Origin of the sequence: Capsulimonas corticalis, assembly GCF_003574315.2 — a bacterium.
GTDB classification, from domain to species: Bacteria; Armatimonadota; Armatimonadia; order Armatimonadales; family Capsulimonadaceae; genus Capsulimonas; species Capsulimonas corticalis.
This window is the reverse complement of sequence record NZ_AP025739.1, coordinates 3,755,924-3,775,246: the sequence shown is the minus strand read 5'-3', so window position 1 is coordinate 3,775,246 and position 19,323 is coordinate 3,755,924. Positions and strand designations below refer to the sequence as shown.

At 61.7% G+C, this 19,323-nt stretch carries 14 protein-coding genes and 1 tRNA gene; 12 read left to right on the top strand and 3 right to left on the bottom strand.

Going from position 1 to position 19,323, the window contains the following annotated elements:
- Positions 1-37: 37 nt before the first annotated feature.
- The 8 genes from D5261_RS16155 (at position 38) to D5261_RS16120 (ending at position 11,744) form a co-directional block, all read left to right on the top strand.
- Positions 38-1,621 (top strand): flagellin N-terminal helical domain-containing protein, encoded by a 1,584-nt coding sequence (locus D5261_RS16155; protein WP_301002537.1) that lies wholly within the window; start codon positions 38-40, stop codon positions 1,619-1,621.
- Between the two features lie 363 nt (positions 1,622-1,984).
- Positions 1,985-3,568, top strand: a complete 1,584-nt coding sequence (locus D5261_RS16150) for a flagellin N-terminal helical domain-containing protein (protein WP_301002536.1) — start codon at positions 1,985-1,987, stop codon at positions 3,566-3,568.
- A gap of 304 nt (positions 3,569-3,872) precedes the next feature.
- A complete protein-coding gene (locus D5261_RS16145; RefSeq protein ID WP_301002535.1) occupies positions 3,873-5,456 on the top strand; it encodes a flagellin N-terminal helical domain-containing protein in 1,584 nt (527 codons plus the stop codon).
- Positions 5,457-5,673: 217 nt separating this feature from the next.
- Positions 5,674-8,043, top strand: a complete 2,370-nt coding sequence (gene fliD, locus D5261_RS16140; RefSeq protein ID WP_119320300.1) for a flagellar filament capping protein FliD — start codon at positions 5,674-5,676, stop codon at positions 8,041-8,043.
- Positions 8,044-8,083: 40 nt separating this feature from the next.
- Positions 8,084-8,533 (top strand): flagellar export chaperone FliS, encoded by a 450-nt coding sequence (gene fliS, locus D5261_RS16135; RefSeq protein WP_119320301.1) that lies wholly within the window; start codon positions 8,084-8,086, stop codon positions 8,531-8,533.
- Positions 8,534-8,597: 64 nt separating this feature from the next.
- A complete protein-coding gene (locus tag D5261_RS16130; protein ID WP_119320302.1) occupies positions 8,598-8,990 on the top strand; it encodes a hypothetical protein in 393 nt (130 codons plus the stop codon).
- Positions 8,991-9,055: 65 nt separating this feature from the next.
- The gene (locus D5261_RS16125; RefSeq protein WP_119320303.1) at positions 9,056-9,919 is read left to right on the top strand and encodes a mechanosensitive ion channel family protein; all 864 of its coding nucleotides are present in this window, start codon (positions 9,056-9,058) and stop codon (positions 9,917-9,919) included.
- Positions 9,920-10,097: 178 nt separating this feature from the next.
- The gene (locus tag D5261_RS16120) at positions 10,098-11,744 is read left to right on the top strand and encodes a nitrite/sulfite reductase (RefSeq protein WP_119320304.1); all 1,647 of its coding nucleotides are present in this window, start codon (positions 10,098-10,100) and stop codon (positions 11,742-11,744) included.
- A gap of 168 nt (positions 11,745-11,912) precedes the next feature.
- Here D5261_RS16120 and D5261_RS16115 read toward each other — a convergent pair.
- Positions 11,913-11,988: transfer RNA gene (locus D5261_RS16115), tRNA-Asn, on the bottom strand.
- 76 nt (positions 11,989-12,064) lie between these two features.
- On the opposite strand from D5261_RS16115, the gene D5261_RS16110 reads away from it, so the two are divergent.
- Entirely contained in the window at positions 12,065-12,709 is a 645-nt protein-coding gene (locus tag D5261_RS16110) for a cyanophycin synthetase family protein (RefSeq protein WP_119320305.1), read from the top strand.
- A gap of 200 nt (positions 12,710-12,909) precedes the next feature.
- Here the strand turns inward: D5261_RS16110 and D5261_RS16105 are convergent, their stop codons facing one another.
- A complete protein-coding gene (locus D5261_RS16105; RefSeq protein WP_119320306.1) occupies positions 12,910-14,115 on the bottom strand; it encodes a polysaccharide biosynthesis/export family protein in 1,206 nt (401 codons plus the stop codon).
- 232 nt (positions 14,116-14,347) lie between these two features.
- A complete protein-coding gene (locus D5261_RS16100; RefSeq protein ID WP_119320307.1) occupies positions 14,348-14,551 on the bottom strand; it encodes a cold-shock protein in 204 nt (67 codons plus the stop codon).
- Positions 14,552-15,331: 780 nt separating this feature from the next.
- Here D5261_RS16100 and D5261_RS16095 point away from each other — a divergent pair.
- From D5261_RS16095 to D5261_RS16085, 3 genes are read left to right on the top strand one after another with little or no spacing between them, the layout of a single operon-like run.
- Positions 15,332-16,672: an SWIM zinc finger family protein gene (locus D5261_RS16095; protein ID WP_119320778.1), complete on the top strand. Its 1,341-nt coding sequence runs from the start codon at positions 15,332-15,334 to the stop codon at positions 16,670-16,672.
- Positions 16,669-18,204, top strand: coding sequence for a DUF5691 domain-containing protein (locus D5261_RS16090; protein ID WP_119320308.1), 1,536 nt, complete (start codon positions 16,669-16,671; stop codon positions 18,202-18,204). The genes D5261_RS16095 and D5261_RS16090 overlap by 4 nt, the downstream gene beginning before the upstream one ends.
- The gene (locus D5261_RS16085; protein WP_119320309.1) at positions 18,201-19,286 is read left to right on the top strand and encodes an ATP-binding protein; all 1,086 of its coding nucleotides are present in this window, start codon (positions 18,201-18,203) and stop codon (positions 19,284-19,286) included. The genes D5261_RS16090 and D5261_RS16085 overlap by 4 nt, the downstream gene beginning before the upstream one ends.
- Positions 19,287-19,323 lie beyond the last annotated feature (37 nt).

Below are 19,323 nucleotides of genomic sequence, written 5' to 3'. Positions count from 1 at the left end.
GGCTTAGACACCCGAAAGATTCATGGAGGAAATTTAAATGTCTACCCGTATCAACACAAACACCACCGCGTACATGGCCGCTCAGAACCTGAGCAACAACAGCGACAAGCTTTCCCAGAACATCCAGCGCCTTTCGTCCGGCATGCGCATCAACTCCGCCGCCGATGACGCCGCCGGTCTGGTCATCTCCCAGAGCATGAAGGCGCAGTCGATCGGTCTCAGCCAAGCGACCTCCAACACGAACGACGCCATCAACGTCGCCAAGACGGCCGAAGGCGCCATGGGCCAGGTCCAGTCGCTCCTGATGTCCATGCGACAGCTCGCCGTCCACGCCAGCAACGCCGGCGTCAACTCCGCCGCCGATGTCGCCGCCGACCAGACACAGCTCGCATCCGCCCTGCAGTCCATCGACCGTATCGCGACCACCACGCAGTTCAGCAATAAGAAGCTGCTCGACGGATCCGCAAGCTCCGCCGCCACCACCACCAGCGGTGCGGCCAGCGTCACCGGAACCGGAAACAGCGCCGGACTGACCGTCGTCGCCCAGGGATCCTGGTCCGCCGCTAACACGTTCAGCACGGCCACCATCACCGGCGCCACTCAGTCCACCACGATCTCGGGAGCCACCGGCAACTCCGGAGCCGACGCCTTCTTCAACGGCTCGCTGACCATCAACGGCCAGGCCTACACGATCGGCTCCGCCGGCAACAACCTGAACGCCGCCGGCATCACCAACGCCATCCAGGCCAGCGGATACACCGCCAGCCTCGACGCCACCAACGGTCACCTGGTCCTCACCTCCACCGCGGCGGGAGCCGGCGCAGCCGCTCCGGTCGTGGACATGACGGGTCTGAGCACGGCGGCCCTGGCCACCGGCGCCGCCACCGCGTCCAGCACCCTGACGAGCACGGACTACCGAGGCGCGGACGCCACGATGAACATCGGCGGCGGTTCGGGTCTCACGAGCGTGGCCAGCTCCACGCAGAACGGCACGTCCTCGTTCACCTTCGCCAACGGCACGGTCGTCACCTCGACGACGGCGGTCGCGGCGGTGGCGGCGGAGACCTCGGCCTCGACGAACGCGGCGACCACGCCGAACTCCAGCGCCAACCTGCTGACCGGTTCGAACACCTTCAAGACGGTGGCCGGCACGAGCACCACGGGCCAGGACCTGCAGTTCCAGATCGGCTCCAACAGCGGCCAGACGGCTTCTTCGCGGATCTCCAGCGTGGCGACGGATCAGCTGGGCAAGAGCGCGGCGAACTACACGGACGCTAACGGCAGCTCGCAGCAGGTCTTCACGGACAGCATCAAGAATATCGACCTGACGACCTTCAAGGGCGCTCAGGACGCGATCGCGGTCATCGACAAGGCGATCTCGGATATCTCGACGGCCCGCGCTTCGATCGGCGCGTTCCAGTCGAACGTGCTTCAGTCCAACGTCACCTCGCTGAGCATCGCTTCCCAGAACGTTCAGGCTTCCATGTCCTCGATCGTGGACACGAACCTGAGCTCGGAAATCGTGGACTACACGAAGAACCAGATCCTGGTTCAGGCGGGTACGTCGGCTCTGGGACAGGCCAACCAGGCGCCTCAGGCCATCCTGAAGCTTCTCCAATAATTCGGAGCGGTTCTCCATGGGGAGATCACATCGCCAGGGCGGCGCGGACTTCGGTCCGCGCCGCCCTTTTTCTTTGTCTCTCCCACGACGCCAAACTCCCCTCTTCTTGAGCGGATAAGACGCCCTTTTCCTCGCCCAGATTGCCGCCCCTTAAAAATACGTGTTTTCCATAATCCACCGAATGCTCGTCCAGAAACCAGTAAATTGACCGTGTCTTGATAGTTTCATCCATCCGAATATATGAGTGTACCAAGCAAGGAGCTGGAAAGCGAGAAGCGGCGTACGAAAATCAATGGCAGGACGCCAGGAGTCCACACCGTATCCTAGGGCTGAGACACCCGAAAGATTCATGGAGGAAATTAGATGTCTACTCGTATCAACACAAACACCACCGCGTACATGGCCGCTCAGAACCTGAGCAACAACAGTGACAAGCTTTCCCAGAACATCCAGCGCCTCTCGTCCGGTATGCGCATCAACTCCGCCGCCGATGACGCCGCCGGTCTGGTCATTTCCCAGAACATGAAGGCGCAGTCGATCGGTTTGCAGCAGGCGACCTCCAACACGAACGACGCCATCAACGTCGCCAAGACGGCCGAAGGCGCCATGGGCCAGGTCCAGTCGCTCCTGATGTCCATGCGACAGCTCGCCGTCCACGCCAGCAACGCCGGCGTCAACTCCGCCGCCGATGTCGCCGCCGACCAGACACAGCTCGCATCCGCCCTGCAGTCCATCAACCGTATCGCGACCACCACGCAGTTCAGCAATAAGAAGCTGCTCGACGGATCCGCAAGCTCCGCCGCCACCACCACCAGTGGTGCGGCCAGCATCACCGGAACCGGAAACAGCGCTGGGCTGACCGTCGTCGCCCAGGGATCCTGGTCCGCCGCCAACACGTTCAGCACGGCCACCATCACCGGCGCCACCAAGTCCACCACGATCTCGGGAGCCACCGGCAACTCCGGCGCCGACGCCTTCTTCAACGGCTCGCTGACCATCAACGGCCAGGCCTACACGATCGGCTCCGCCGGCAACAACCTGAACGCCGCCGGCATCACCAACGCCATCCAGGCCAGCGGATACACCGCCAGCCTCGACGCCACCAACGGACACCTGGTCCTCACCTCCACCGCGGCGGGAGCCGGCGCAGCCGCTCCGGTCGTGGACATGACGGGTCTGAGCACGGCGGCCCTGGCCACCGGCGCCGCCACCGCGTCCAGCACCCTGACGAGCACGGACTACCGAGGCGCGGACGCCACGATGAACATCGGCGGCGGTTCGGGTATCACGAGCGTGGCCAGCTCCACGCAGAACGGCACGTCCTCATTCACCTTCGCCAACGGCACGGTCGTCACCTCGACGACGGCGGTCGCGGCGGTGGCGGCGGAGACCTCGGCCTCGACGAACGCGGCGACCACGCCGAACTCCAGCGCCAACCTGCTGACCGGTTCGAACACCTTCAAGACGGTGGCCGGCACAAGCACCACGGGCCAGGACCTGCAGTTCCAGATCGGCTCCAACAGCGGCCAGACGGCTTCTTCGCGGATCTCCAGCGTGGCGACGGATCAGCTGGGCAAGAACGCATCGAACTACACGGACGCTAACGGCAGCTCGCAGCAGGTGTACACGGACAGCATCAAGAATATCGACCTGACGACCTTCAAGGGCGCCCAGGATGCGATCGCGGTCATCGACAAGGCGATCTCGGACATCTCCTCGGCTCGCGCTTCGGTCGGCTCCTTCCAGTCGAACGTGCTTCAGTCCAACGTTCAGTCGCTGAGCATCGCTTCCCAGAACGTTCAGGCTTCCATGTCCTCGATCGTGGACACGAACCTGAGCTCGGAGATCGTGGACTACACGAAGAACCAGATCCTGGTTCAGGCGGGCACGTCGGCTCTGGGACAGGCCAACCAGGCGCCTCAGGCCATCCTGCGCCTCCTTCAATAATTCGGAGCGATTTCCTCAGGGAAACCAGAGCTCCATCTCGGCGCCGTCGACTTCGGTCGACGGCGCTTTTTCCGTTTTTGCCCTCCTCTTCGCGCTTCGCGCACGGCGCCTCGGCCGCTTTGCAAAACCTCGCAAAATTATCTGGAAATTCTTTCCGATCACCCTACATAAAATACCAGGATGCTCCGAATATATGAGTGTACCGAGCAAGATGCGACGTACAAACAAATACTTGGCAGGAAGCCACTTAGTTCGAACAGTCCGAGGGAACAGACGCCCGAAGGACATCATGGAGGAAATTTAAATGTCTACCCGTATCAACACAAACACAACTGCATTCATGGCCGCTCAGAACCTGAGCAACAACAGTGATAAGCTCGCTCTGAACATCCAGCGGCTCTCGTCCGGTATGCGCATCAACTCCGCCGCTGATGACGCCGCCGGTCTGGTCATTTCCCAGAGCATGAAGGCTCAGTCGGTCGGTCTCACCCAGGCGACCTCCAACACGAACGACGCCATCAACGTCTCCAAGACGGCGGAAGGCGCCATGAGCCAGGTCCAGTCGCTCCTGATGTCCATGCGACAGCTCGCCGTCCACGCCAGCAACGCCGGCGTCAACTCCGCCGCCGATGTCGCCGCCGACCAGACACAGCTCGCGTCCGCCCTGCAGTCCATCGACCGTATCTCGACCACCACGCAGTTCAGCAACAAGAAGCTGCTCGACGGATCCGCAAGCTCCGCCGCCACCACCACCAGCGGTGCGGCCAGCGTCACCGGAACCGGAAACAGCGCCGGACTGACCGTCGTCGCCCAGGGATCCTGGTCCGCCGCCAACACGTTCAGCACGGCCACCATCACCGGCGCCACTCAGTCCACCACGATCTCGGGAGCCACCGGCAACTCCGGCGCCGACGCCTTCTTCAACGGCTCGCTGACCATCAACGGCCAGGTCTACACGATCGGCTCCGCCGGCAACAACCTGAACGCCGCCGGCATCACCAACGCCATCCAGGCCAGCGGATACACCGCCAGCCTCGACGCCACCAACGGTCACCTGGTCCTCACCTCCACCGCGGCGGGAGCCGGCGCAGCCGCTCCGGTCGTGGACATGACGGGTCTGAGCACGGCGGCCCTGGCCACCGGCGCCGCCACCGCGTCCAGCACCCTGACGAGCACGGACTACCGAGGCGCGGACGCCACGATGAACATCGGCGGCGGTTCGGGCATCACGAGCGTAGCCAGCTCCACGCAGAACGGCACGTCCTCGTTCACCTTCGCCAACGGCACGGTCGTCACCTCGACGACGGCGGTCGCGGCGGTGGCGGCGGAGACCTCGGCCTCGACGAACGCGGCGACCACGCCGAACTCCAGCGCCAACCTGCTGACCGGCTCGAACACCTTCAAGACGGTGGCCGGCACAAGCACCACGGGTCAGGATCTGGAGTTCCAGATCGGCGCCAACGAAGGACAGACTGCGTCGCAGCGCCTTAACAGCGTAGCGACGGATCAGCTGGGCAAGAACGCGGCGAACTACACGGACGCGAACGGGACCTCGCAGCAGGTGTACACGGACAGCATCAAGAATATCGACCTGACGACCTTCAAGGGCGCCCAGGACGCGATCGCGGTCATCGACAAGGCGATCTCGGACATCTCGGCCGAGCGCGCTTCGATCGGCGCCTTCCAGTCGAACATCCTGCAGTCCAACGTCACCTCGCTGGGCATCGCCTCCCAGAACGTTCAGGCTTCCATGTCCACGATCGTGGACACGAACCTGAGCTCTGAGATCGTGGATTACACGAAGAACCAGATCCTGGTTCAGGCGGGTACGTCGGCTCTGGGACAGGCCAACCAGGCGCCTCAGGCTATCCTGAAGCTCCTTCAATAATTAGCAACCGGTCTCCGAGAGGAGCCGCTGCTCTGGCGGAGCGGATTATTAATCCGCTCCGCCATTTTCTTTTTCGCATGCTCTTTCACGCCAATTCGATACAGAGGCTCTGCTCTAAAGATACGGCGAAACAAGACCGATACTAGTAATGTTCAAGCGCGTACAAAACGCGGCCACGAAAACAACGATTTTCACTGCTCTCATTTAGAGGAACCTCATGGCTACAACGACTTCCGCGGCTCCGATTACAATTTCCGGACTCTCTTCTGGTATTGATACGGCTTCCATCATTTCAAAAATGGTGACGGCCGCCCAGAAGCCGATCCAGCTGCTTGTTGCGAAGGATGACGGCTACACCGCCGCAATCACGCAGTGGCAAAGCGTCAATACGCAGCTGTCCGCATTGCAGGCGTCGGCGATCGCGCTTGGCCAAAAGTCCACATATTCGGCAACGGCGTCGACATCTTCGGACACGACGGTCGCGACGATCTCCAGCTATTCCACGACCCCTGTCGGCGATCATAAGCTTTCGGTCACCCAGCTCGCGCAGTCGGAGAGCCTGGTCTCGAACTCCAACTCTACCTCGTCGGCGGCGCTTGGCGTCTCGGGCTCCTTCACGCTAAACGGCAAGTCGATCAGCATCAATTCACAGAGTTCGCTCAACGATGTCGCCACGCGCATCAACGCGGCCAAGGCGGGCGTGACGGCCACCATCGTCACCGTCGGCGCCAATGATTATCGGATGACGCTGACCAGCAACGCCACGGGAACCGCAAACACGATCTCCGCATCCGATACCGGCGCGGGAACGGTCCTCTCCAGCCTGGGTCTGGTTTCGGGCGCCGCAGCGACGCGGCAGCCCATCACCTACACTCAGTCTGGGACAAGCTATAGCGGAGCCGCCTCGATGGCCCTGAGCGGCGCGACGGGAATTGTCGGAACGCTGATGGGCGCGACCGCGGGAACAGCCGCCGCCGGAACCGTGCATATCGCCGGCGCAAGCAACGGCGCGGATATCGCGATCGACCTCAACACCGATTCCCTGACGGATGTCGCCAACAAGATCAACGCGGCCGGGATCACGGGCGTCAAAGCGCAGATCGTGGGAATTCCGGACGCCAATGGAACCGTGACGCAGTACAGCAAGCAGCAGCTCCAGATCGTCGGAGCCGGCGCCAGCCCGACGTTCACGGACTCCAACAATGTGCTCGCAAACCTGGGCGTGGTTCAGCAGGATGTCGCCGCTCCCGCCAATAAAATCGCCGACGCCAAGGACGCGAAGTTTAGTCTCGACGGACTGAGCCTGACGCGATCCAGCAACACGGTGACCGACGCGATCCAAGGCGCATCGATCAAACTGCTTTCCGGCACATCCGCCACGCCTGGGAACTCCACGCTCAGCGTCACTCAAGATACGGCGACCATCGTCTCGTCCGTCAACAGCTTTGTGACCGCCTACAATGCGATCCAGGATTATGTGAGCGCGCAAAACGCATTCACGCCGCCGACCAGCGCCACGGGCACGACGGCGGCCACGGCGCCGCTGTTCGGAGACTCGACCCTGACATCGATCCAGCGGCAGCTTGCCTCAACGTTGAATATCACCAGCGGAAAGTCAACTCTTTCCTCGATCGGCATCACGATGGGAACCGACGGGAAGCTGTCTCTGAACTCCGGAACGCTGACGACCGCGCTTCAGGCGGATCCCTCGCAGGTGGCGGGCTTCTTTGGACTGGCCGGCAACACGGACAACTCCAATGTCCAGTTTGTCATTGGAGGAGCCAAGACGACCACCAGCTCCGGAGCAGGATTCGCGGTGAACGTCACTCAGCCGGCGACGCAGTCGACGGCGATCGGGTCCACGGTTCAGACCGGCGTAAGCACCACGGCGGAGACGCTGACGTTTAGCGGCGCGGCGTTTACGAACAGTGTAAAGCTCACGATTCCCATTGGCAGCAGCGCTCAAGACACCGTCAACCTGATCAATGGAAACAGCAACCTCAATAGCACCATCAACGCCAGCATCGACCCGGCGACGAACAAGCTCAAGATCACCTCGCTGCATTACGGAGTGACTTCGGCCTTTAGCGTAGCCTCCAACCAGCCGCCCAGCGCCACGGACACCGGATTTGGCGCCGTTCCAACGATGACGACTGGGCAGGACGTTCACGGCACGATCAACGGCGAACCGGCGACGGGATCCGGACAGATCCTCACGGGCAACACCGGCAACGCGCATACCGACGGCTTGGAGCTGATCGTGAGCGCGACCACTTCGGGGACCTTCGGACACGTTTCCACGGCGCATGGGATCGCCGATTCACTGAACACGATGATCACGCAGATGCTCGACCCCGAGAATGGCGCGGTGACGAACGCCACCAAGACTCTCACCAATGAGAGCACGGACGTGGAAAAGCAGATCACGGATGCAAATGACGCGATGACGGCCTATCAGGCTCAGCTGACTCAGGAGTTCAGCGATATGGAGACGCGAATGAGCTCGCTCCAGTCCGAAGGCACCGCATTCGCGGCGCAGGTGGCGAACTTGCCGACCTATAGCAGCAGCAGCAGCAAGAGTGGTTAATCACTGACGATATCGACTGACATTCAGGAGAGTAGCAATAATGAGCTTATCCAGCCCTTACAATCAATATCAGCGCACCGCCGTGGAAACGGCGAACCCAACCCGTCTCGTGATTATGCTTTACGATGGAGCGATCCGCTTTCTCAATCAAGTGATCCCGGCGATTCAGGCCAAGGATTATGAGAAAAAGGGAATCTATATCGTCAAAGCGCAGATGATCGTCGCGCATCTGCAAAATACGCTCGACCATACGGCGGGCGGCTCGGTCGCGAAATCGCTGGACAATATCTATACGCGGATGTACCACACGCTGACGGAAGCCAATCTTCAGGACGCCCCCGCGAAGATCGAGGAAGTCATTTATGCGCTGCGCGAGCTGCGCGAAGCGTGGGTCGAAGTCGACCGGCAATGCCAGGCGAGCAAGGCGCCGGCGTCCATCACGACGGAAACGCGCTCTCAAGACGTTTCTCTGCGGCGGATCGCCGCCTAACGTCTTCCTTGGGCCAATCGCCAAGGAATGTCGAAAAGAGAATATCAAGAAGAGAGAACCGCATATGTCTTTATCCGTTCAAGCCCAAAACCGCGCGAAGTTCGAGCGACTGCTGGCGCTTTCCGGCGCGCAGATCACGGCGCTTGAAATCGATGATATGCCCGTATTTGACCGCATATCCGTGGAAAAGCGGAAAGTGATCGCGTCGCTCGCCGACGCCCGCGCCATGATCGACGCGGATCCGTCGCTCGAAGCCCTGGCGGCCCAGATCAACGCCTCCGAGAACAAGGCGCAGCGGATCCTCGCCGCCAAGATCGGTCAGATCCGCAGCGAGATGAACGACCTGAACCAGCGGACGAAAGTGCGGGCGGCCTACGCGTCCACCGCCCTTCTGCCGCCCAGAAAACGGATGATGAGCACGCCCGGCGCGCCCCGCTTCATGGATCAAAAGCAATAATACACCGTCTGCAAGCACGCGGAGCGGACTTGACCGCGCGCCGCTCCGCGTGCTAACATACGGCCGTGACGTCATCCTCGCCCAAATCGATTGTTTCGGAATTCGCCAAGCTCTTCAATCCCCAATTTTGGGACAGCTTCTTCATCACCGCGCGCGACACCGCCGGCCATGTCGTATTGATTCTTCTGGTGTACGCGCTGCTGCGTTTCACCCTGCGACGCCTGATCGGCGGCGTGATCGTTCCCATGGCCGCGAAGACCGAGCGCACGTCCAGCGCCGCGCAGGCCGCGCGCGTCAAAACCCTGGCCGGGCTGCTCAACAGCATCGTCAGCTACCTGCTGATGTTCGTCTTCGGCGTGATGCTTCTGCGCGCGTTCAACCTCGATCCCCTGCCCCTGCTCACCACCGCCAGCGTCGCCGGCCTCGCCGTCGGCTTCGGCGCGCAAAAGCTCGTCAAAGATGTCATCTCCGGCTTTTTTATTCTTCTGGAGAACCAGTATTCGGTCGGCGATTTCGTCACGATCGGCTCCGTCACCGGAGTCGTGGAGACAGTCGGCATGCGCACGACGCTGGTCCGCGACGAAGTCGGCAAGCTTTATATCCTCTCCAACGGCGACATTACCCAGGTGTGCAACCAGAGCCGGGGCGCCGTCGCCACGTTTATCGAGATTGGAGTCGCCGCCGCGACCGACATCGCCAAAGCGACGGAGATTATCGAGTCCGCCGGCGCGGACTTGATGCGCGAGCGCCCGGATCTCGATCTGAAAGAAGCGCCCAAAGTCCAGGGCCTGGGCGCGATGGACGCGGCGAAAATCACCCTGCGCGTCACCTGCCTTGTCGACACTCCCGCCCATTTGACGGAAGCGCAGCTCGCCCTGCGCGGCCTGATCTACAAACGCCTCGGCGAAGCCTCCATCGCTTTCGCGTAGCATTTGCTCTCACCCACGCCCCCTCTCCCGCCCTGGCTTTGCCGGGTTTTCTTCGCGCCTTGAAAAAAGATTTTCGGGAGCGGTATAATGAATCCTAATTGTCAACCAAAATTAGTAAACAAAGCCAAGGGCGAAGCGGTCGTTGGAAGTTTGCTGGGTCATTGAGGAAGTTTGCATCATGAGTGAAGAGAAGATCATTGAGGCGGAGCGCCTGAAGCGGGAAAAAGACGGTCTGGACGTGCGCGCGGACATCTACCGCTACGCCGTCGACGGGTTCGACACCATCGATTCCGGCGATTTCATGCGCTTCAAATGGTGGGGCGTTTATCAGCAGCGGCCGAACGAAGGCCACTTCATGATGCGGATCAAAGTGCCCGGCGGCCGCCTGAACAACGAGCAGTTCCGCGCGATCACGGAGCTGACGACGCAATACGGCCGCGGTTTCAGCGATATCACGACGCGCCAGACGATCCAGCTGCACTGGCTGGAGATCCAGCAGTTTCCGGACATCTTCGCGCGCCTCGAAGGAGTCGGTTTGACCAGCGCCGGCGCGTGCGGCGACATCGCGCGCAACGTCACCTCGTCCCCCGCCGCCGGCTTCGATCCCGATGAGCTGGTCGATACGCGCCCGGTGACCGACGCCATTCAAGACTTTTTCCATCTCAACAAAAACTTCAGCGACCTGCCGCGCAAGTACAAGATCGCCGTGGAAGGCTCGCCGATCCAGAGCACCGTGCCGCAGATCAACGACGCTTCCCTGGTGGCGTACCGCCGCCAGAGCGACGGCGTGGTCGGCTATCACTTCTTTGTCGGCGGCGGCCTTTCGCTTCAGCCGCATATCGCCAAGCAGCTCGACATCTTCGTTCCCGCCGATGAGATCGAAAAGATCGTCGACGTGCAGCGAGCCATCTCCGAATGCTACCGTGACGCGAGCCAGCTGCGCAAAAAGCGCACCCGCGCCCGCCTGAAGTATCTGATGGCCGAATGGGGTCCCGAGAAGTTCACCGAGGAAGTCCGCAAGAAGCTGGACTGGTCGCCCGACGCAGCCGCTCCCGGCTTTGAGTTCTCGGACGAGACATTCCGCGACCATGTCGGCATTCACGAGCAGAAGCAGGAAGGTCTCTACTGGATCGGCCTGTGCATTCTGGCCGGCCGCTGGACCGATGCGCAGATGAACGTCGTCGCCGATGTCGCCCAGAAGTATGGCAACGGCGATATCCGCCTCACCAACGTTCAGAACTGCCTGATCCCGAATATCCCGGCCGCGAATCTCGAGCCCGCCAAGGCGGAGCTGGCCGCCGCCGGATTTGCGTGGGAAGTGCCCACCATCCGCCGGGGAGCGCAGTCCTGCACCGGCATTGAGTTCTGCAACCTGGCCCTGACGGAGACGAAGCTGCGCATCAAGGATGTGATCTCGCACCTGGAAATGGTCACTCCCGAGCCGTACGAGCGCGGCATCAAGATCAACATGAACGGATGCCCGAACTCCTGCGCGCAGCACCATGTCGGCGACATCGGCCTGCAAGGCTGCATGGCGACCATGGGCGACGGCAGCAAAGTCGAAGCGTTCGATATCCATGTCGGCGGCGACCTCGGCAAGGACGCGACCTTCACCAAAGCGATCCACCGCAAGGTTCCGGCGCACCTGGTCAAGTACGCGCTGGCGAACGTGATTCAGAACTTCCAGGCGACGCGCGAGAACAACGAGCGCTTCGCGGCCTGGGCGCACCGTCACACCAACGAAGAGCTCGACGCGATCCTGGGCGTGGAAACGATCGTCGGCGCGCCCGAACTCCCGAGCCGCGCGGAAGCCGTCCCGGCCTAACATCCGCCAGTTCCAGTAACTCAACGAGGGGCCGCTTCTTGGTGAAGTGGCCCCTCTTGTTGCGGGATGGGATTTATGACATTCATACAATAAAAAAACCCGCGAATATCGCGGGTTTTTTGTTAGATTTCGTGCGTTTCCGAGAAACCTATGTTATACTGAAACATCTGGCTCCCCGAACAGGACTTGAACCTGTAACATCCTGATTAACAGTCAAGCGCTCTGCCAATTGAGCTATCGGGGAACATTTACGCGAATAGTATATCCCAACGCCGGCCCACTTGTCAAGGGTTTTCCGGAAATTTTTCCAAGGAGTTTCCTTGAAGATCACAGAAATTATCTTTTACAGCACTAACCGTGCGAAGCTTGTCGTGGAGATTCCCGAGACTGACGCTTACACGACTTCCGAGGCTCCGCGCATCCCCCGCATCCTGTTCAAGCTCTTCCCGCACATGGCTACGCAGCGCTGCTACAACGATGGAGGGTATTCCTTCCGGCGCGAAGCCCAGGCGACGGAGATCCCGCACTTGCTGGAGCATTTGATCCTGGAGATTCAGGATCAGGTCCGGCGCGGCGTGGGAACCCCGTTTGCGGGCGAAACGCATTGGAACTGGACGATCGATCCCCGAGGCCGTTTTTACGTCACCGTGGACTACGACAACGAGCTCGTCGCTCTGGGCGCCATTCGGCTCGCCGAGCGCGTCATCAATGCGCTGGACAGCAAGGAAATCGCCCAGGTCGATATGCCCCGGGAGATCGGCCGCCTGCGTGAACTGGCGAAGCTCAGCCGGCGCTTCATCCCCACCGCCACCCGTGAGCGCTGGCGCGGCGTACAGGAGGCCCCAGAGCCTGCGGAGCCATCCGAGCCGGAACCCGCGCCCTACAGCGCCAATGAGGCCGCCCAAAGCGCGCCGACGCCCAAAGAAACGCACCGAGTGTTTGCCGATGGCCTGGCGCACGGATAAATATCTCGGAGACATGAAAAAGCGGCCGGGCATGGCGCCCGGCCGCTTTTTTGCCTTTGTCACAATCGCATTGCCCATAGCCTCAGGGGGCAGATCGCAATGCGGCGGCAAATAGAAATCAGGCCCCGCTTCGTGGAGAGATATTCTCCGCGAGGCGGGGCCCGATTTTGTGAACGGTTCGTCTCTGGATCAGTCCGTGATTAGTGGCGCCGTCCGAAGATCCCGTAGATAATTCCGATCGCCGAGATGATCGACAGCGGGTTCAATTTCGGCGCCGGCGGGTTGCCGCGCGTGACCGTGATATTGTCGCCGACCTGAACGATCGTGTTCGCCTGCACGCTCAGATCCGCCGCATTGATCTGGATGACCTTCGTGGTTCCATCCGGAGCGGTGCGTACGATGGAGGTCTGATCCAGCTTGGCGTACGGGGAGGCGCCGCCGGCCTTCGCAATGGCGTCCGCCAGCGTCGTCTGCGACTGCGTCAGCGGATATTCGCCCGGATGCTCCACGCCGCCGGTGACCGTGAAGATATTCGGCCGGTCGCCGCCTTTGACGATCACCGAGTCCCCATCGCGCAGCACGGGATTGATGAGCGAATCAGCCGGGTTCAGCTGGATCTTATCGTAATCGAACGTCGAGGCGGGGCCTTCCGCGGAGTGCTGGATCTGCACGGTCTTCGGATCCGCCGTCACCGTCAAACCGCCGGCCGCCTGAAGCGCATCGAGCAGCGTGGACTTCGTGGGAAGTGTGATCGAGCCGGGCTTGTTGACCTGACCGCGAATACTGACCTGGATCGGAGCGGCGTCTTTCTGGCGAACGAAGACAACGTCGCCGTTGCGCAGCTGCGGATTGCCGGCCGTGACCTGGTTGTTGAGGTAAGACGCATAATTGATGACATCTTTGCTGTGAACTTCACCCGGAAGGCCGTGGGTGATCTCAACATTCGACAGGTCCGCCTGAGGCGTGGGGGCGTCGGTCTGCAGGAGATCGTTCAGGCGCGCGTCGGCGCGCATCACCCGGTCGCCGGGCGTGGCGACCGCGCCGGTCACGGTCACGCTGATGCCGCCGAGGCTGATCAGGCGCACGAGAACCTGAGGATTCCGGTAGATCTTATGGAGCGCTTTCGTGATCGCGGTCTGCGCCTGGGCGACGGTGAGGCCCTTGACGTAGATCTGATTGACATACAGCATTGTGATGTTGCCGGCGGCGTCCACCACGTAATCCCCGGTAATGTCAGGCTCGCCGGCGACGGTAATGTTGACCTTGGCGTTTGTGTCGAGCGTGTCGGCGGCTTGCGCGCAGGCGGGACGCGCCCCGATCCCTTCGGTCACGGCGAACGCCATCCCAAAGAGAGCGAGGGCGAAAACAGCCCTGCCGACGGCGAAAAATCTTGGAGTACGCATCATATTTGTGTTGATTTCCTCTGCGGTGTCGCAAACGCGGGCTAGACGGGAAGCCGAAGGCGTTCTAGCGGGATGGACGTCAGGAGCATTGGCGCCGGGCGCCGAATAACAAAACCAGCCGCTGCTGAGAGCGCTTGCTCACGGCGAGGCGGCTGGCCTCATTATACCGTTTAATACGGCGTGTTGAAAATCATGTGCGGCCCGCGCCGTCCCGCCTGCGATAAACAGGCTGGGATTAAGCTTGCGGGACGACGTTTTCCGCCTGCGGGCCTTTCGGACCGTCGGCGACCTGGTATTCCACCTCTTGCCCCTCGCGCAAAGACTTGTAGCCTTCCGCTTGAATGGCCGAAAAGTGTACGAATAAGTCCTTGCCTTCGCCGGTATCGATGAATCCGTACCCCTTGGCGTCGCTGAACCATTTGATCTTGCCTGTTGGCATTGTCGTGATCTCCTCTTTCCTTCGCTCGCTACGTTCCGCAAAGGCCACGCCCCAACACCCTGAAATGGCTGGCGACTGTCCGACCTTACGCTGATACGGCTTAATCGAAAATTGCTGTCGTCTGATACAGACGCGGCGGTTTAAAGATGGCCGCCGTGGGCCTGCTGGATTATCAAGAGAATTACCGATCGAAAGAAGTTACCTGTCTCCCGCTCATCGTCCCCCGAATCGGCCCCGATCCAGACAGCGGGATAGGACCGAAATCTGCTCCCGGCGGATCAACCGCCGGAATATAAAATCAGGTGAAACGCTCCGCCTTCCGATTGGCGCAAACGCTCCGAAAGATAATATTCGGTCAAGGTGAAAGGGCGGTCAGGGTGAGACGGTAAGAAACGACGCAGGACCGCTCAACATTGTATTGATCGCAACAAGCGACAGAACACAAGCAAGAGGCGACGAGCGAGGCCGGGCAATTACGATGTACTGAAGGGTATACCATGGGTCGTGCTCCGAAATCCGATACGGCTCAACTGTTGTGTCTCTTGGTCCGCCGCAAAGAAGCGCCGTTTCGCGGCACCATCCTCGTAATAATACTGTAGCAATTCCCGTGCCAAGTGCCTCTAGAATCGCACACTGGGTTACTTTTTTTTTCGGTTTTCATGAAGCAATAGCAGCAGAGCGTTAAGATATATATTTTACACGAAAAACCGGCAAATCGTACGGGAAAAAATTGCGGCCGGAAAGAAGGATTTTTGGATTGTAAAACGAATGGATGTTCTGATGACCACTTCATGGACAACGGATCAAGTGCTGGCCCTCGCCCCGGACGCCAGCTCCGCCAAATCGGGACGCGATCTTTCGAATAAAGCCAAGTGGGTGACGCTGGGACAGCGGGAAACCGCGATTTGGGGCGAATGCCAGGGCAGCGGCTCCAAACCCTATCGAACGCAGGTGGATCTGAGCGAGCCCGCCTTTCGATGCAGCTGCCCCAGCCGCAAATTCCCCTGCAAGCACGGCCTGGGCCTGATGCTGATCCTCGCCGCCGATCCGGGCGCGCTACCCGACGCCGCCCCGCCCGATTGGGTCGCCGAATGGCTCGCCAGCCGCACCGAGCGCGCGGAGAAAAAAGAAAAGAAGGCGGCCGAGCCGGAAAAGCCCGTCGATACGGCGGCGCAGGCCAAACGGGCCGCGCAGCGCGACGCCAAAGTCGCCGGCGGCGTCCAGGAACTGGACCGCTGGCTGCGCGACCTCGTGCGCGGCGGCCTGGCCGAGATCGCCTCGCGCCCCTACTCCTACTGGGACACGCCCGCCAAACGCATGGTGGACGCCCAGGCGCCGGGCCTGGCGCGCATGGTGCGCGACATGGCGGGCGTTCCCGCAACGGGCGCGGGATGGCGGGAGCGCCTTCTGGAGCGTCTTGGCCGGCTGCACCTGCTGCTGCAAGGTTACGGTCGCCTCGAAAGCCTTCCCGCCGAAACGCAGGCCGATATCAAAGCCGCCATGGGCTTTACAGTCGCGCAGGAGCAAGTCCTGGCCGAGACCGGTGTTACGGATCGCTGGTTCGTCGCCGCGCAGCGTGTAGAAGAGGAAGATACGCTGCGCGTCCAGCGCACGTGGCTCTGGGGAAGCCAATCCGGCGCGCTCGCCCTCATTCTGAACTTCGCCCACGCCAGCCAGCCGCTCGACGTCAGCCTCGTTTCCGGCTCCGTGCTCGACGCCGATCTCGTCTTCTTCCCCGGCGCCGTCCCACTGCGGGCTCTGGTCAAAACCCGCCGCGACGCCGTCCCTTCCCTTTCGGACATTCCCGAACACGGCCATCGGACCATTCACGCGGCGACGGCGGCTTACGCCGCCGCCCTCGCCCGTTCGCCCTGGCTGGACCGTTATCCGTTCGCCCTGCGCGAGGTCTGTCTGTCGCCCGGCGACGAGCGCTGGGAAGTCCAGGACGCCGCAGGGCAGGCCCTGCCCATCGCGGCGGCGTTCACGCAAGGCTGGCGCCTGCTGGGCGTCACCGGCGGCCGCCCCGTCACCGTCTGGGGCGAATGGAACGGACTCGCGTTCCTGCCGCTCAGCGTCTGGGCGGAGGGACACTTTTACGCCCTTTCGGGAGCCGAAAAATGAAAGCCTGGACAGACCTCGTCACCAGCGCCCTGCTCGGCGCGGAGCGCGCCGCCCCCACTCTGCCGGCAATGGACGGCCTTCTCGGCGAACATCTGGCGCGGATCGCGCCGGACGACCGCGAGCAGGCCATCCTGAGCGCCGCCGCCCTGCTGGGCGCCTATCGCCGCGCGGGACGGCTTCCCGGCGCGGCTAGCGCTCCTCCCCCTTCGGAATGCCCGCCGGACGTCCAGCCCGAATGCCGCCCTCAAACAGCGCACCTGATCTCCATGACGCTGGGCAAGCAATACGCCGCCACACTCCCCGAAGCGCTCAATCTGCTGGCGTCCGCCAAACGCCGCCTGCCTGCAATCTTACTGCCGGAGCTTCTGGACGCTGGACGCCGTAGCCGCGCGATCCGCTCCTGGGTGCAGACCGTCGCGGATCGCCGGGGCGTCTGGTTGGCCGCTCAGAACCCTGAATGGGCTTATCTTGTCCCGGAAGACACGGGGAGCCTCTGGACGGACGGCGTGGGAGCCTCACGCCTTGCCTACTACACAATAATACGCGCTCGTGACGCTGAGCGCGCTCGCACATTGCTCGCGGAGTCCTGGTCGCAGGAAGGCGCGAGCGACCGCGCGGCGTTTCTTGGCGCGTGGGAGGATAATCTTACGCTCGAAGATGAGCCGTTCCTGGAAAATGCGCTCGATGACCGCTCGAAGGAAGTGCGCAAAATCGCGGCAAATCTGCTCACGCGCCTCCCCGACTCCCGCCGCGCACAGCGCATGATTGCGCGCGCCGAGCCATTGCTGTCCGTTCACAAGTCGTTGCTCGGCAAAGCGCATTTGGAGGTTGCTCCTCCCGAATCCTGCGACGCCGCCATGGAGCGTGACGGAATCGAAAAGAAGCCCCCGCAGGGCGAAGGCGAGAAGGCGTTTTGGCTCCGCCAAATTGTCATCGCCGTCCCTATCGAATTCTGGACAGAGCACTATCGACAGAGCCCTTCCAACTTGATCGCGCTCTCACGCCAAAATGATTGGGGGGGATCGCTGCGGGCCGGCTGGCGCTGGGCGGCGCGGTTCAGCCAAAACAAAGATTGGCTCACTGTACTTATTCAGGACATCCTAGATAACGATCCCGCCGCCAGCGGCTCAATTCCGGGGATGATGTCAAGCCTGTTGCCCGACGATTTTGAGGCGCTTTTCACTTCGTTGATCGAAAACATTCCACTATCGCCAATGCATCCTGTACTGACTTGGGCCGCAAGCCATGACGGCGCATGGTCGCTGGAGTTCTCGCGTTTGATCGCCAGGACAATTGCTGGCGCGGCGGTAAAAAAGAAAATCCATTCCTCGACCTGGTGGTCCTATACGAATTTGCTCTCGGAGATTGGGCGGAATGCGCCGCCTCAATTCGCCGAGGAATTTCTGTCGCTTTGGCCCCGAGATCACAAAGATTTTCACGTCTGGGGCAAGAGCGTCGATGAAATCACGCAAATCCTGTCTTTCCGCAACGCTTTACATATCGCTATTTCCGAGGAGAACTCCCCGTTATGACGACGACATTGCTCCGTGAGCACGCCGAACACCAGTACGCCCAGGAGCTCGACGCGCTGGCGTCCGTGGACAATCGCCAGCGGCCGCCCCAGTGGAAGCTCTCGCCCTGGGCCGTCGCCACGTATCTGCTCGGCGGAGCGCTGGAAAACGGCGTGACGATCACGCCCAAGTACATCGGCCCGCGCCGCATCGTCGAAATCGCCGTCGCCACCCTGACCACCGATCGCGCTCTATTGCTGCTCGGCGTCCCCGGCACCGCGAAGACCTGGGTCTCCGAACATCTCGCCGCCGCCATCAGCGGCGACTCGACGCTGCTCATCCAGGGCACGGCGGGCACGAGCGAAGAGTCCATTCGCTACGGCTGGAACTACGCCAGGCTTCTGGCCGACGGTCCCTCACTGCAAGCCCTGGTCCCAAGCCCTATGATGCGCGCCATGCAGGACGGCAAGATCGCCCGCGTGGAGGAGCTGACGCGCATTCCCGCCGACGTGCAGGATTCGCTGATTACCGTCCTCTCCGAGAAGACGCTCCCCATTCCCGAACTCGGCGCCGAAGTGCAGGCGACCAAAGGCTTCAGCATCATCGCCACCGCCAACGACCGCGACAAGGGCGTCAACGACCTCTCCAGCGCGCTCAAGCGCCGCTTTAACACTGTCGTGCTGCCGCTGCCCGCGACGCCCGAGGAAGAAGTCCAGATCGTCCAGCAGCGCTCCGCCAGCCTCGGACGCGCCCTGGAGCTGCCCGCCGAACCGGCGTCGCTCGCCGAAATCCGCCGCATCGTCACCATCTTCCGCGAACTGCGCGGCGGCGTCACCGAGGACGGCAAGACCAAACTCAAGTCCCCCACCTCCACCCTCAGCACCGCCGAAGCCATCTCCGTCGTCAACAACGGCCTCGCCCTCGCCGCCCACTTCGGCGACGGAACCCTGAGCGCCAGCGACATCGCCTCCGGTCTTCTCGGAGCGGTCGTGAAGGATCCGGTACAGGATCGGCTTGTGTGGCGCGAGTATTTGGAAACGGTTTTGAAGGAGCGCGACGGCTGGAAAGATCTGTACCGCGCTTGCCGGGAGATTACGGATTAGGGATTGATTTCCATTGGAACAGTCTGCGTCCGTTCAC

Coding starts and splice junctions, on each gene's coding strand:
- D5261_RS16155 (WP_301002537.1), top strand. CDS start 38: ATGTCTACCCGTATCAACACAAACACCACCGCGTACATGGCCGCTCAG.
- D5261_RS16150 (WP_301002536.1), top strand. CDS start 1,985: ATGTCTACTCGTATCAACACAAACACCACCGCGTACATGGCCGCTCAG.
- D5261_RS16145 (WP_301002535.1), top strand. CDS start 3,873: ATGTCTACCCGTATCAACACAAACACAACTGCATTCATGGCCGCTCAG.
- fliD (WP_119320300.1), top strand. CDS start 5,674: ATGGCTACAACGACTTCCGCGGCTCCGATTACAATTTCCGGACTCTCT.
- fliS (WP_119320301.1), top strand. CDS start 8,084: ATGAGCTTATCCAGCCCTTACAATCAATATCAGCGCACCGCCGTGGAA.
- D5261_RS16130 (WP_119320302.1), top strand. CDS start 8,598: ATGTCTTTATCCGTTCAAGCCCAAAACCGCGCGAAGTTCGAGCGACTG.
- D5261_RS16120 (WP_119320304.1), top strand. CDS start 10,098: ATGAGTGAAGAGAAGATCATTGAGGCGGAGCGCCTGAAGCGGGAAAAA.
- D5261_RS16105 (WP_119320306.1), bottom strand. CDS start 14,115: ATGATGCGTACTCCAAGATTTTTCGCCGTCGGCAGGGCTGTTTTCGCC.
- D5261_RS16100 (WP_119320307.1), bottom strand. CDS start 14,551: ATGCCAACAGGCAAGATCAAATGGTTCAGCGACGCCAAGGGGTACGGA.
- D5261_RS16095 (WP_119320778.1), top strand. CDS start 15,332: ATGACCACTTCATGGACAACGGATCAAGTGCTGGCCCTCGCCCCGGAC.
- D5261_RS16090 (WP_119320308.1), top strand. CDS start 16,669: ATGAAAGCCTGGACAGACCTCGTCACCAGCGCCCTGCTCGGCGCGGAG.
- D5261_RS16085 (WP_119320309.1), top strand. CDS start 18,201: ATGACGACGACATTGCTCCGTGAGCACGCCGAACACCAGTACGCCCAG.